Annotated in this window: 12 protein-coding genes and 1 pseudogene; 2 read left to right on the top strand and 11 right to left on the bottom strand. The window is 68.9% G+C overall.

The features are described 5' to 3' along the window. Nucleotides 1–43: 43 nt before the first annotated feature. The 10 genes from rfaE2 to FDW83_RS13345 all read right to left on the bottom strand — a co-directional run bounded on the left by rfaE2 (nucleotide 44) and on the right by FDW83_RS13345 (nucleotide 11100). Nucleotides 44–1612, bottom strand: coding sequence for a D-glycero-beta-D-manno-heptose 1-phosphate adenylyltransferase (rfaE2, locus tag FDW83_RS13390; RefSeq protein WP_138138591.1), 1569 nt, complete (start codon nucleotides 1610–1612; stop codon nucleotides 44–46). Next, complete coding sequence (locus FDW83_RS13385; protein ID WP_138138590.1) at nucleotides 1609–3042, bottom strand: aldehyde dehydrogenase; 1434 nt, start codon at nucleotides 3040–3042, stop codon at nucleotides 1609–1611. The genes rfaE2 and FDW83_RS13385 overlap by 4 nt, the downstream gene beginning before the upstream one ends. Nucleotides 3043–3082: 40 nt before the next feature. Further along, nucleotides 3083–3784, bottom strand: a complete 702-nt coding sequence (locus tag FDW83_RS13380; RefSeq protein ID WP_138138589.1) for an SDR family oxidoreductase — start codon at nucleotides 3782–3784, stop codon at nucleotides 3083–3085. 50 nt (nucleotides 3785–3834) lie between these two features. Further along, nucleotides 3835–5289, bottom strand: a complete 1455-nt coding sequence (locus FDW83_RS13375; protein ID WP_138138588.1) for a PfkB family carbohydrate kinase — start codon at nucleotides 5287–5289, stop codon at nucleotides 3835–3837. Further along, nucleotides 5286–6035, bottom strand: coding sequence for an SIS domain-containing protein (locus FDW83_RS13370; protein WP_138138587.1), 750 nt, complete (start codon nucleotides 6033–6035; stop codon nucleotides 5286–5288). The genes FDW83_RS13375 and FDW83_RS13370 overlap by 4 nt, the downstream gene beginning before the upstream one ends. Beyond that, complete coding sequence (locus tag FDW83_RS13365) at nucleotides 6032–7285, bottom strand: glycosyltransferase (RefSeq protein ID WP_138138586.1); 1254 nt, start codon at nucleotides 7283–7285, stop codon at nucleotides 6032–6034. Before FDW83_RS13365 ends, FDW83_RS13370 begins: the two co-directional genes overlap by 4 nt. Next, nucleotides 7282–8361 (bottom strand): glycosyltransferase, encoded by a 1080-nt coding sequence (locus tag FDW83_RS13360; RefSeq protein ID WP_138138585.1) that lies wholly within the window; start codon nucleotides 8359–8361, stop codon nucleotides 7282–7284. The genes FDW83_RS13365 and FDW83_RS13360 overlap by 4 nt, the downstream gene beginning before the upstream one ends. After that, nucleotides 8358–9446 carry a glycosyltransferase family 9 protein gene (locus FDW83_RS13355; RefSeq protein WP_138138584.1) on the bottom strand — a complete coding sequence of 363 codons (1089 nt, stop codon included), beginning with the start codon at nucleotides 9444–9446 and terminating at the stop codon, nucleotides 8358–8360. The genes FDW83_RS13360 and FDW83_RS13355 overlap by 4 nt, the downstream gene beginning before the upstream one ends. Then, entirely contained in the window at nucleotides 9446–9982 is a 537-nt protein-coding gene (locus FDW83_RS13350; RefSeq protein ID WP_138138583.1) for an HAD-IIIA family hydrolase, read from the bottom strand. Before FDW83_RS13350 ends, FDW83_RS13355 begins: the two co-directional genes overlap by 1 nt. 191 nt (nucleotides 9983–10173) lie before the next feature. After that, nucleotides 10174–11100 (bottom strand): sigma-70 family RNA polymerase sigma factor, encoded by a 927-nt coding sequence (locus FDW83_RS13345; protein ID WP_240720981.1) that lies wholly within the window; start codon nucleotides 11098–11100, stop codon nucleotides 10174–10176. 146 nt (nucleotides 11101–11246) lie between these two features. Here FDW83_RS13345 and FDW83_RS13340 point away from each other — a divergent pair, with 146 nt between their 5' ends. Next, complete coding sequence (locus tag FDW83_RS13340) at nucleotides 11247–12281, top strand: NAD-dependent epimerase/dehydratase family protein (protein ID WP_138138582.1); 1035 nt, start codon at nucleotides 11247–11249, stop codon at nucleotides 12279–12281. A gap of 7 nt (nucleotides 12282–12288) precedes the next feature. On the opposite strand, the gene FDW83_RS13335 is transcribed toward FDW83_RS13340, so the two are convergent. Continuing rightward, entirely contained in the window at nucleotides 12289–12726 is a 438-nt protein-coding gene (locus FDW83_RS13335) for a hypothetical protein (RefSeq protein ID WP_138138581.1), read from the bottom strand. 127 nt (nucleotides 12727–12853) lie between these two features. Here FDW83_RS13335 and FDW83_RS19300 point away from each other — a divergent pair. Next, nucleotides 12854–13164: pseudogene (locus FDW83_RS19300) on the top strand (hypothetical protein); the annotation flags it as partial.

Below are 13164 nucleotides of genomic sequence, written 5' to 3'. Positions count from 1 at the left end.
GTTCAACCCTAGACGACCGGCGAGGCCACCCGCGGCGAAGGCCTTAGCTGGCCGTCGCTGCCCCCTCGCCCTCCCTGATCCGCTTCACGACGGCCGTGGTGGAGCGTTCGGCCACATAATCCAGGATGGCCACCCGGCCGCCGCACTCCTCCACGGCGGGCGTCTCGGCGAGCATCTCCGGCGTGTAATCCCCGCCCTTGGCGTAGACCTCCGGGCGGAGCTGCCGGATGATCGGTTCGGCGGTGGGGGTATCGAAGACCGTCACGTAGTCAACGCAGCTGAGCGCGGCCACGACGGCGGCCCGGTCGGCCACAGCGTTGATCGGCCGGCCCGCACCCTTGAGCCGGCGGACGGACGCATCGCTGTTGAGCGCCACCACCAGGATGTCGCCGAGCTGCTTTGCCTGGTTTAGGTAGCGGGTGTGGCCGCTGTGCAGCACGTCGAAGCAGCCGTTGGTCAGCACGATCCGCTGGCCCTGGGCACGGTGCACCTCGATCTGGCGCTGCAGTTCGTCCGCGTCCAGTGCGGTGTCCGCGAAGGCCTTCAGGTAGCGGCTGAGCTGTTCTGTGCTGCAGACCGAAGTGCCCGCCTGGTGCACCACCACGTCCGCGGCCGACTGCGCCAGGTCCAGGCTTGCGGTGAGCGGCAGGCCTGCCGAGCGGGCCAGGGTGAGGGCGGCGACGAACGTGTCGCCCGCGCCGGACGCCTGCTTTTCCGCTGCCGGCCGTGCCCACGTCCGGTGCCGGACGCCGTCGGGAGTCAGCAGCACTGTACCGTCGCGGTCCAGCGTGACCACCACGGCACGGGCACCGGTCGCCTCAAGCAGCGCCCCGACGTGCCCGCCCACGGCGTCCACCCGGTCCTGGCCGTCGGGCAGCCGCCGGTCCAGCAGCCGGGCCGTTTCCTGCGCATTAGGGGTGACCAGGTCAGGGCGAAGCGGAGCCCAAGGGCGGGGATCGTGGGAATCGACAACCACCAGCGGCCGCCGTACTTCCCCGTCCCGGGCACCCACGGCCTCCACCAGCCCGTCGTGAACGACGCCGGCCAGGACCCCGTTGCCGTAGTCGCACACCAGCACGGCGTCCTGGCGTTCGACGGCGGAACGTACCGAGGCGGCGAGCGCAGCCAAGGCCTCGGCCGGCACGGTCTTGGCCGAGTCATCGAGGCGCAGCATCACCTGGCCGCCGCTGCTGATCCGGATCTTGGTGGTGGTCACCATGTCCGGATGCAGGTGCAGGTGCCGGACGTCGATTCCTGCCGCCACCAGCTGGTTCCGCAGGTCCACGCCGGCGTCGTCGGTCCCGATGATTCCCGCTACGGCGACCCTGGCGCCCAGGGCGGCCAGGTTCATGGCGGTGTTGGCCGCCCCGCCGGGGGCGGACTCGCGCTCCTGCAGGTCGACCACCGGAGCCGGCGCCTCCCGGCACAGCCGCTCGATGCTGCCGCTCCACCAGCCGTCCAGCATCACGTCGCCGATAACGAGGATCCGGGGTTCCTCGGCCGCGAGGCGCCCTGGCAGCCACTCGGCAAGCGCCCGCTGGGTGGAAAGGTCCACTGCTGACGGTCCGGCACCCTCCAGGCCGGCAGGCAGGGATTCCGGGGCCGGGGTCATGGCCGGCCCTCGTCCTGCTTGCCGTTGGGAGCGGGTGGCGCAGCGATGTGCACCACCTTCACCTGGGTGAACTCGTCCAGCAGCTCCGGGCCGTAGCCAAACCCGTGCCCGCTTTCGCCGCGTGGCTGGGCTGCGCCGCCGGGGGCGCCGCCAAACACTTCGTTCACCTTGACCGTTCCCACCGGGAGGGATGCCACTGCCTGCTGGATGTGCGCGATGTTGCCGCTAAGGACTGTGGCGGCGAGGCCGTACTTGCCGCTGCACGCAAGGCGCAGGCCGTCGTCGAACGTCTTGACCACCTGCACCGGGGCCACCGGGCCGAAGGTTTCCTCCGTCATGACCTGCATGTCGTCGGTGCAGCCGAGCAGCACCGTGGCGGGGTAGAACGAGCCGGGTCCGTCCGGCAGGGCGCCGCCTTCCACCGCCCGTGCGCCCTGCTGCAGGGCGGCTGCAACCTGGGTGTGCACCTCGTCCCGCATGCGCAGGTCCACCAGCGGCGCCACCGTGCCGTTACTGTTCCTCAGCGCTGCTTCGGCTTCCAGGGCCGAGCAGAATTCCGCGGCGATGGCCTCGTGGACGTAGATTCGTTCCACCGCCGTGCAGATCTGGCCGCTGTTGCTGAACGCGCCGATGGCGGCCTGCCCGGCAGCCCATACGGGGTCCACATCGCTGTCCACCAGCAGGGGGTCGTTGCCGCCGTTCTCCCGGAGCACGTGCGCTCCGGTCATCGCTCCCGCCTGGGCGATGCGGGTACCGGACGCGCTGGAGCCGACGTGGGCCAGCACGTCCACCTTTGCCTGTGTGAGGAGCTCCCCTACCTTGGCGCCGCCGGACACCGTAAGGAAAACGCCGGGCGGGAAGGCCGGAGCCAGGACCTCGCCCAGCGCCTCGCCCAGCCGCGGGCAGCGCTCGCTGGGCTTGTGGATGACCGCGTTGCCGGTGACCAGCGCCGCGCCGATCAGGCCGCAGGCCACGGCGACGGGATCATTCCAGGGGGTCAGGAGGACAGCCACGCCACGCGGTTCGGCAACGGTGTAGTCCGAGGCGAGCCGGTTGCCGCGGAGGCTGTGGCCGCGGTGCACCGGGCCCAGTTCGGCGTACTGTTCCAGCGTGGACACACCTGCGGCGATACCGGCCAGGGCTTCCTCCACCGGGCGGCCGGTTTCGCTGGCGTTGAGTCCGGCCAACTCCCGGGCCGCAGCGTCCAGTGCCTTGGCGGCGGCACGGAGCGCAGCGCCCCGTTCTGCAGGAGCGGTGGCTGCCCATTCACCGGCGGCGCTTCGGGCCGCTTCCACGGCTTGGTTTACGGCGCCGGGACCGGCTTCAGGCACGGTCCACAGGACCTCCCCCGTGCGCGGGTCCCGGATGGTGATGCCGGAGCTGTTGGCGGCTTCCCGGCCGGTAGTGGTTTCGGTGGCTGTTGTGGGCATGGTTGTCCTCCCGTCGGTTTGTGCTGGGCCGGTTGCGGGTTTAGGGCCAGGAGCCTTCTTCCTCATGGCAAATCAGCATCTCGCGGACTTCACAGCCCTTCGGCTGGGACAAGGCGAACAGGATGGCCTGGGCGACGTTTTCGGGATCGTTGAGGCGCGAATCGTCCTGCGGCTTGTACTGCTCGGTGCGGTCGTCGAAGAAGTGGGTCTTCATGCCGCCGGGAATCATGGTGGTGACGCCGATTTCCCCGCCGGTTTCCGCGGCGAGCGCGTGGCTGAAACCAACCACCCCGAACTTGGAGGCGCAGTAGGCGGTGGCGTCGGAGACTGCACGCTTGCCGAGGGTGGACGCGACCGTGACGACGCGGCCATGGGTGGACTTAAGGTAAGGCAGGGCGGCGCGGACCACCGAGACCGTGCCCATCAGGTTCACGCCGATGACCTTCTCCCATTCGGCGGCTTCGACGTCGGCCAGCTTGCCGCAGCGGTCAATGCCTGCAGCGGTGACCACGGCGTCGAGGCCGCCCACGGTTTCGGCGGCTTCGCGGACGGCTGCCTCCACGGCAGGCCGGTCCGCGACATCCACTTCAAAGGCCTTCACGCCGGAGACGCTGCTGATATCGCGGTCCAGCACCACCGGGGTGCCGCCGGCCTTGAGCACGGCGTCGACGACGGCGGCGCCCAGTCCGGAGGCTCCTCCCGTGATCAGTACGCGGCCGGGGAAGGTGGACTCTGCAGTCATGGTGTTCCTTTCAGAGGGGAAATACAACGGATGGAGCTAAGGGTGCGGGGTCAACTCACTTTGGCGAGAGCATCCGCAAGTCCGGTGGTGGAGCGTGCCGGGTGGTAGGGGACGGTGAGGCAGCGTCCGCCCCAGCTTTCCACCAGGTCGGCCTCCGGAAGCCGGGCGCCCTTGTAGTCGCCGCCCTTGACCCAAATGTCCGGGCGGAGGCGTTCGAGGGCGGCTTCGGGGGTGTCTTCGTCGAAGACCAGCACTGCGTCGACGCACTCCATGGCGAGCAGCAGCTCGGCCCTGTCGTGCTGGCCGATAATGGGACGTTCCGGTCCCTTGAGCCGCCGGACCGAGTCGTCGGAGTTCAGGCAGACGATCAGGCAGTCACCCAGTTCGCGTGCAGCGGAGAGGGACCGGACGTGCCCGGCGTGCAACAGGTCGAAGCAGCCGCCGGTGGCCACCACCGTTCCGCCGTTCTTCCGGACCGTCCGCGCCAGCAGCAGCGGCTCTGTGGGACGGCGCCCGGCGTAAGGGCGTTCCGCTGCAAGACGCAACCTGGATTCGTTGAGGGAGGTGGTGGAGGATTCCTGGTCCGCAACCCCTGTCGCCCGGTCCGGCAGTGCGGACACACCGCCTGCGGCGAGGAAGTCGGCTGCGTCCTGGACCGCCAGCGCGGCAGCTTCCTCGAGGTCCCTGCCGGCCAAAAGGTGTACTGCCAGTCCGGCCGCCAGCCGGTCGCCGGCTCCACAGGGGTCGCCCGCTTCCACGCGGGGCGCGGGGACCGGGTGCGGGACCGGGTTGCCGTTCCTCAGCAGGACGGCGCCCTGTTCGCCCTTGGTGACCAGGACGGACTGGCTTCCCCAGTGCTCCAGCAGGATCCGGCCGGCCTCCGCAGCCTGGTCCTGGTCCCCGCTGCCGCCCTGCGGCGCCTTGTGCGCCAGGGCCTGGGCGGCCTTGACGGCTTCGGACAGGTTGGGGGTGACGACGGCGACGCCCGGCACGGGCTTCGGGCCGGAGGGGTGGGGGTCCCAGATGATGGGCACCTGGCCGGCCTGGCGGGACAGGAGTTCCCGGAGCCGGGGGTTGGCCGCCACTCCCCTGCCGTAGTCGGCCACGATGATGACGCCCGCCTCTTCCACGGTCTGGAGCATGGCGGGACTGACCTCGGGAACGGGTGTCTTTTCGCAGCCCTGGTCGAAGCGGACCACTGCGTGCGATCCGGCCCGGACCCGTGTCTTCACCGGCGAGGGGTAGCCGCTGGGCCCTGCCACGAGGCGCACCCCGGCGAGGTTGTCCTGGAGCTGCCGCCCGGCGTCGTCGTCGCCCAGTACTGTCACCAGGGTGACGGGCCAGCCTTCCTCGGCCAGCATCCTGGCCACCAGGCCGGCACCCCCGGCACGACGGCGGACGCCTGAGACGTCCACCACCGGGACCGGGGCATCGGGGCTAAGGCGGGTGGCCTCGCCCGAGAGGTCCACGTCCAGCATGACGTCGCCAACCACCACCATCCTCATGCCCGGCCACCTCCGTTCGGCAACCCGGCCTGGGGCAAGCCTGCTTTCGGCTGCCCGGCAGCCGCCACGGGCGTGGGGCTGCGGCGGGCGACTTCCAGGTCGAACGCCCGGCACACGGCGTGCAGGGCGATCAGGTGGCCTTCCTGGGCGTTGGCGTTGAGCGCGTCGATCATCACTGCCTCGTCGCACGCCTCGGACAGCGGGTTGGGTCCCGCACCGGTGAGCGCCCACGTTGCGACATTGAGCCGGGACGCCGCCTCCGCGGCGCGCAGCAGGTTGGGGCTCTTGCCGCTGGTGGACAGCAGCATCAGCACGTCGCCGGAGCGGCCGTGCGCCCGCACCTGCCGGGCAAAGACGTCGTCGAAGCCGTAATCGTTGGCGATGGCGGTCACGGCCGAGGACTCGGCGTGCAGGGAGATCGCGGAGAACGGGACCCGCTCGCCGTCGAACCTTCCCACCAGCTCCGCGGTGAGGTGCTGCGCCTCGGCAGCCGAACCGCCGTTGCCGGCAGCGAGGAGCCGCTGGCCGCGCAGCAGCCGCTGGGCCAGCTCAACACCCCAGGCCGCAAGCCGGCCGGACTGGCTGCGCAGCGAATCAAGCGCCGGCATCACGTTGTCCAAGTGAGTCCGGACTGCTTCGGCACTGTCCGGGTCCACGAACGCAGCTCCCGGCAGCACGGCGGGCAGGGCAGGGGCGGTGGCGAGCACCCGCAGGTCGGATTCCCTCAGGGACCATTCAGCAGTCACAGCGCTGCTCCTTCCATCGGGACGATGCCGGCAGGGGTTTCCGCCATGGCGGCCTGGTAGGCCTTCTCGGTTTCGGCAGCCACCCGGTCCCAGGAGTACCTGGTCCGCGCGCGCCGCTGGCCTGCTTTCCCCAGCTCGGCCCGCAGGTCCGGATTTTCGAGCAGCAGGGCGAGCGCCGACGCGATGGCTTCGGGATCGCGCGGCGGCACGTGGAGGCCGGTGGCGTGGTCCACCACCGTGTCCCGCAACCCGCCAACGGCTGCCGCCACGACGGGAACACCGCAGGCCATGGCTTCCAGCGGGACGATGCCGAACGGTTCGTACCACGGTGCGCACACCACGGCGTCGGCGCTGCGGATGATTCCCGGCATTTCCGCACGGGACACCTGGCCCTGCAGCGACACCTGGTCCGCCACGCCGAGTTCGCCGGCAAGGTCCAGCAGGCGCCGCACCTCGGGGTCGGCGTGCAGCACACCCGAGTCCCCGCCGCCGCCCACGATCAGCAGCTCGACGTCGTCAAAACCCGCCTCGCGCAGGTAGGGCAGGGCCCGGATCACCAGGTCCACGCCCTTGCGCGGCACCAGCCGGCCAACGGACAGGATCCGGTAGCGGCGCTTGCGGGCCGGGGCGGGTCCGTCGGCGGAGAAGAAGCCCAGGTCCACGCCGCAGGGAGCGATGGAGATCTTGCCCGTGGCGATACCCATGGCCTTCAGTTCGAAGACTTCGTCCGAACAGGTGGCGATGATGCGGTCCGCGGAGCGGCCCACTCCCGGTTCCAGCCAGCGGCGTTCGGCCGGGCTGGTGTCCTCCGCCCCCTGGTGCCGCCGCTTCACCGGGCCCAGTGCGTGGAAGGTCTGGATGACCGGGACGCGGTACCCGGAGTCGGGACGCCTGGCGGCATCCAGCGCGGCGAGCCCGGACATCCAAAAGTGCCCGTGCACCACGTCCGGCGGCCGCTGGCCCCAGTCCATGGCCACGCCGTCGGCCAGCTCCCCCATGTAGGGCAGCAGCTCATCCTTGGGAACATGCCGCGCAGGGCCGGCGTCGACATTGACCACCTCGAGCCTGCGGCCCACCTGGACCCGGGCGGGAAGCTCCGTCGCATCCCTGCGGGTATAGACGGTGACATGGTGGCCGCGCTTGGCGAGCGCTTCGGAGAGCGCGGCGACGTGGACGTTCTGTCCGCCGGCATCCACTCCACCCAGGGCCGCGAGGGGGCTGGCGTGCTCGGAAATCATGGCGATTTTCATGACAACTTCCCTTCTCGGGCGGGGACGAGGATCCGCTCGTCCTGGTGCCCGTTGACGGAGTGCTCCGTGCCGGAGTGCGCGTTGCCGGAGTGCTCCTGGATAAAGCGCCCGGCCAGTCCGGGCAGGTCCGCCAGCAGCTCGTCCCAACGGTTTTGGAAAGTGGACAGGCTGTAGCGCTCCAGCGCGGCCTCGCGGGCGGCGAGGCCCCGCCGTCGGGCCTCCTCCGGGTTGGCGACGAGCCGCTGCGCGCAGCGGACCAGCTCGTCCATATCGGCTGAGACGGCGCCGGCTTCCGGCGGCACCGCCCGCGGCGCTTCGGTGCTGGCCAGGGCCACCACCGGCATCCCCAGGTGCATGGCCTCGAGCAGGGACAGGCCCAGGGAGGTCCAGCGCATGGGGTGCACATAGACGCGGCAGCGGGCCAGTTCCCGGTGCAGTTCAAGGGTTTTCAGGTCCCCGCGCGCAGTCAGCCTGGACGGGTCAATGCCGGTGGCGGCAGCAAGTCCGTCCGTTTTCATCCCGAACACCTGCAGCGGCGCTACGGCGGCGAAACCGGCCAGCAGGTCGGTCCCGGTCACACGTCCGCGGCGCACCGGTTCGTTAATGACCACGCCCAGCTCGGCCAGCTCTCCCGTATACAGCTGCCCGGGGTCCGGGATGCCGTGTTCAATGACCTTGGTGGGGGCGGAACCGTTGTCCCACGCAAGCCTGTTGAAGTGCGTCACGTGGACCAGCGGGATCGTCCGCTGGTCCGCCAGCGGGTGGCTGGTGAAGGGGAAGTTTCCCTTGGGGGTGTTGTGCTCCACGTAGACCGCCGGCAGGTCAACACCCGGGGTCCGGCCAAGCAGCCGGGTCACCTCCGCGATTTCCTCGGGGCGCTGGAGGACGACGGCGTCAACGGCGTCGGCGTCGAGCGCCGCCACGTCCACCTCCCGCACGGACGCCGGCCAGTCCCTGCCGGCACGGCCCAGTCCCCAGGCACCACCTCCCGGCAGGACAGGAAGCAGGTACTCGTGACGGCCGCGGACAAACGCGTCCGTCCAGGAACCGTGAACATGCCAGAGCAGGATTTTCATCTGTTGCGGGCCTTTCTACGGGTGCTGACGTGGGTGCTGAGGGAGCTCACTCCGCCGATCAGGCGTTCCACCGCTGCAACCACGTCCTCCGGGGACACAGAAGCCAGGCAGGGATGGCCCGGGACCGGGCAGACGCGGGCGCGGGTCATCCGGCAGGGTGCGTTCTGGTCACCGAGCAACTCCAGCGGCACCCCATAAGGTGCCCAGCGGATGGCCGGCACCACGGGGGAAAAGAGGCAGGCGACAGGCGTGCCGACAGCGGCGGCGAGGTGGGCGGGGCCGGTGTTGCCGGAGACCACTGCCTGGGCTCCTGCCATAACACCGGCCATGGCATGCAGGTCCGTGCGCCCGCCGAGGTCCAGTGCGGACGGACCGGCAACCGTGGCGGTCAGGGAGGTTTCGTTCGGGCCGCCCGTCACCACCACCCGGTGCCCGGCGCCCTGCAGGAGCTCGACGGCGGCGGCGTGGTGCAGCGGCGGCCAGGCCCTTGCGGGGACGGCGGCACCCGGATGGACCACGATATACGGACCGGTTCCGACGAGGTCCTGCACGTCCGGCACGGAGGCCACGCGGAGCTTGCCGTCGTCGCCTGCCGGGAGCCGGAATCCGGCTGCCTCGGCGATACCCAGCGCCCGTTCCGCCTCGGGCTGGTCCTCCGGAAAGTCCTCGCCCGGTTTCAACCGGACATCCAGGAGGGAACCGGCGTAGTCGGTGGACGCGCCCGCGATCCGCTCCACCCCGGCCAACCGGAGCAGCAGCGCCAGCGGCAGCGGTGACTGGTGGAAGGACGTCAGGATGACTGCTTCGGTGATCCTGGAGTTTCGGACGTAATCGATCAGCCGGTCGGCATGCGGGCCGGTCATCTTCGGCGCAGGGTTCATGATCCAGGGGCTGTCCCAGCTGTACACCTCCGCGACGCCGGGCAGCAGCCCGGCTGCAGCCTCCCCCTGCCGGCCGCACAGCATCACCACATGGTTCGCGCCGCTGCCGTCGGGGTTCCTGCCGTGCGCGACGGCACGGACAGCCGGGCCGGCCAGGAGGACGTCGCCCATGCTGTCCAGCCGTGCCACAAGGACGCGGCCCATCAGGGCATTCCCTGCAGCAGTCCGACGGCGGATGCCAGGTCCCGGGCCACCAGCCGGGCCGCGGCCACCTCCTCGGTCCGGGTTACCGGGGTGGGAACCAGCACGCCTGTTGCCCCCGCAGCTTCCGCGGCCCGGACATCGGCTCCAATATCACCAATCAATGCGGCCTCGGATTCGGGGATCCCCAGTTTGCGGCAGGCGCTGTGGACCATGCCGGGCGCCGGCTTGCGGCAGGCGCAGCCGTCCTGCTCCGCGTGCGGACAGACCTCCCACACATCAAACGGTCCCAGGAGTTCTTCCACCCTGGCGTTGACTTCCGCCACCTGCGCCCCGGTGATAAGGCCGCGGGCGATGCCTGACTGGTTACTGACCACGCCGGTGGCGATCCCCTCGGCCCGGAGGCTGTCCAGCACATCCTTTGCACCGGGCATAGGCATGACCAGCGCGGGATCACCGTTGTATGGCACATCGACAACCAGAGTCCCGTCCCGGTCGAACAGGACAGCGCGCAACGTGGAGGTTTCGGAGCTTCCCATATCCACCCCGTTCCCTCCTCCTGCTTCTCCTAAACAGGGCCGCAGGCTTTTCTCGGCTTTCGGACCGGGAAGATACGAGCCGTTGAACAGGCAAGATAGGAAATTATGGGATGCAGTTGTCGCTTTCCGGAACCCGGAAGCTGCCCTCCTCAGGCTTGATGCGGGTAGGTGGGTGTGCGCTTTTTAACGGGTCAGGCAGGATTGACAGCGCTGGGGGCGGAGCGCAATGCGGCAGTGCCGGAGGTTCGGCCCGTCCTGGTTGCACGCCGCGGCCTGCCGCTGGCGGCATCTCCGGCAGCGCCACCCAGGCGGGAGCTGCTCTCCAGGCGGGAGCTGTTCTCCAGCCGGCGCTGGAGTTCCACCAGGACCCGGGCCAGCCGCCGTGAAACCTGCATCTGCGACATGCCCAGCCGCTGCCCCAACTGCACCTGCGTCTCCTCGCAGAAATAGCGGCGGTACAGCAGTTCGCGGTCTGCTTCGTCCAGGTCCTGCATCGCCTCACGCAGGCAGGCCAGGTCTTCCAGGCGCTCCAGCGGCGTTTCCGGGCAGGCCAGCACTTCTCCGATGGACGGCGCATCAGAATGCGGGTTGACGGCGTCGAGGGAGTCCGGATGCATGCTGCTCGAGGCCGAAATGGCTTCCTGGACTTCCGCGGGGTCCGTCCCAAGCTCGCCAGCCAGTTCCTCGACGCTGGGGTTCCGGCCCAGCGCCTGCGTCAGTTCCGGCTCGGCCCGGAAGAGCCGGGTCCGGAGGTCCTGGATGTGCCGCGGCGGGCGGACTACCCAGGTCCGGTCGCGGAGGTACCGCTTCAGCTCACCGGTGATGGTGGGTGCGGCGTAGGCGGGAAAACTTTCGCCCTTGGTTTGGTCAAACCCCCGGGCCGCCTTGACCAGGCCCAGGTAAGCCACCTGGTTGAGGTCGGCCCGTTCGCGTCCCCGGGCCTCGAAGCGGCCGGCGAGGGCTTCGGCCAGGTCCAGGTAGCTCAGGACCAGGTCGTTCTCGAAGGTTTCCCGCAACCGTCCTGAGGTGGCGGCCGAGGGGTTCCGGTGCGGGAGTTCTGGCTGTTGCCTGTGGTCTGGAGTAGCATCCACGGCAAGCGCGGCAAAGTATTCGGGCATTATCGATAGATTCCCTCGGTCTGGTTCCGAAAGCCTGCGGCAAGACTTAGAAGTAGGAAATCATAAGGTTGCTTATAAAACAATCCTCGCCGCTATAGGCTCACGAAGTCAGCAGCACCACCCACCCCGCCCGAGGAGTCCCCTTCATGCGCATCGCCATCACCGGAGCCAGCGGAAATGCAGGGACAGCGCTGCTGCGGAACCTGCAGGGCCAACTGTCCCTGAAACCCGGCAGCCTGCAGGTGAAAGGCATCAGCCGCCGGCTGCCGGACCAGTCCCGCGAGCCCTATGCGGGCATTGAGTGGCACACCCTGGACGTTGGCGTCGAACGTGACAAGCCCCTATTGGAGGCGGCCCTGCAGGGCGTGGATTCGGTGGTGCACCTGGCGTGGCAGATCCAGCCCAACAGGGACCTGGAGCAGCTGTACCGGACCAATGTCGAGGGCACCCGGAACGTCCTGGAAGCGGCCAGGCGGGCAGGGGTCAAGCAGGTTGTTTGCGCCTCCTCCGTGGGAGCGTACAGCAAGGCCCCCAAGGACCGGCGCACGGACGAGTCATGGCCGGCGACGGGTATGCCCGGCTCGCATTACAGCCGCCATAAGGCAGAACAGGAGCAACTCCTAAACCGGTTCATGGAAGCCGAGCCGGGCATTGCCGTGGCCAGGCTGCGGCCGGGGTTGATCTTCCAGGGTGACGCGGGCAGTGAGATCGGCAGGTACTTCCTGGGGCCGCTATACCCGCGGATCCTGCCGGCCGCGCCCCGGGTTCCGCTGCTGCCCGCGCCGGACAACCTCATCTTCCAAGCGGTCCACGCTGACGACGTGGCGGATGCATACTGGCGCGTCATCGACCAGCGCGCCAGCGGGGCCTTCAATATCGCCGCCGAGCCAGTTCTCACATCCAGGGAGCTCGCCTGGATTCTCGGCGCCCGCAGGATCCTGCCGGTGCCCATGAGGCTGCTCCACAAGCTTGTGGGCCTCGCCTGGACACTGCGGCTGGTGCCCACCGATTCCGGGTGGGTGGACATGGCGGCGGGTGCCCCCATCATGGATACCGGCCGCGCACGCCGGATCCTGGGCTGGGAGGCCCGCACATCATCCGTTGACGCCGTCAAGGAAGTTCTTGAGGGCATGGGAAAGGGGAAGGGCGTAGGCCCTTCCCCCGTCCTCAAACCGCGATGACCACGTATCAGATCCCGGACCGGGGATTGTCCCGGTCCCGGCCGGCATCGGGGTCCACCTCATCCGCCTTGCGGGTGTGGCTGTCGATATCAGACCGGAGCGATTGGGCCTCCCGGGATGTCTGATCCGCTTCCTGCTTAAGCCGGGCAGCATTCACCTGGGCCTGCTCCGCATCCGCACGTGCACGTGCTGCTTTTGCCTCGCGCTCCCGCGCGTCGAGTTCCATGTTTTCTGCCTCACGGCGGATTTCCGCCGCTTTTTCCCGATGCGCTTCTTCCCGTTTTTGCTGCAGGGCTTTCCTGCGCCGTCCGGTTGCAAGCAGCAGCACAATCAGCACCAGCACAACAATGGCGACCACAACCCAAACCCATGGAGCTGTTTCCAAAATTTCCACCACTTTCCACTTCGACGTGACCGGGCAGGCCTGCGCCATTCCGGCTGACACTACTGAATTCGTTACAACTGGTTTAGCAAGGGTACTTACCTTTTATTAGTAATCATGCTTATTATTTTACGGCCAGTATTGCTGGTTCTTGATCAACAACCGGCCTTCTTGGAAAGAGAGAGCGAAGATGACAGAGAACCAATGGCCCGAGGATCCTGCTTACACGGCTCCCCCGGCCTCTACGGGAATTCCGGGCGAGCGGACTGCCACTAGCTTTCCAGCCGCCGCCACTCCGCCGGCCGGGGTTACGCAGGCCGGTGACACAACAGGCGGGTCCCGGAAGGACGCGGCAAAGGAAGAAGCAGCGGATGTAGCCCGCACGGCGAAAGAGTCGGCCCAAGGCGTGGCGCAAACGGCCAGGAGTGAGGCCGCGAACATCGCATCGGAGGCGAAGTCGGGTGCGCAGGACCTGTTGCACCAGGCAAGGCAGGGCCTCAG

Origin of the sequence: Pseudarthrobacter sp. NamE2 (assembly GCF_005796205.1) — a bacterium.
Lineage (GTDB): Bacteria > Actinomycetota > Actinomycetes > Actinomycetales > Micrococcaceae > Arthrobacter.
The sequence above is the reverse complement of the archived record's forward strand: the minus strand, read 5'-3'. Positions and strand labels throughout refer to the sequence as shown.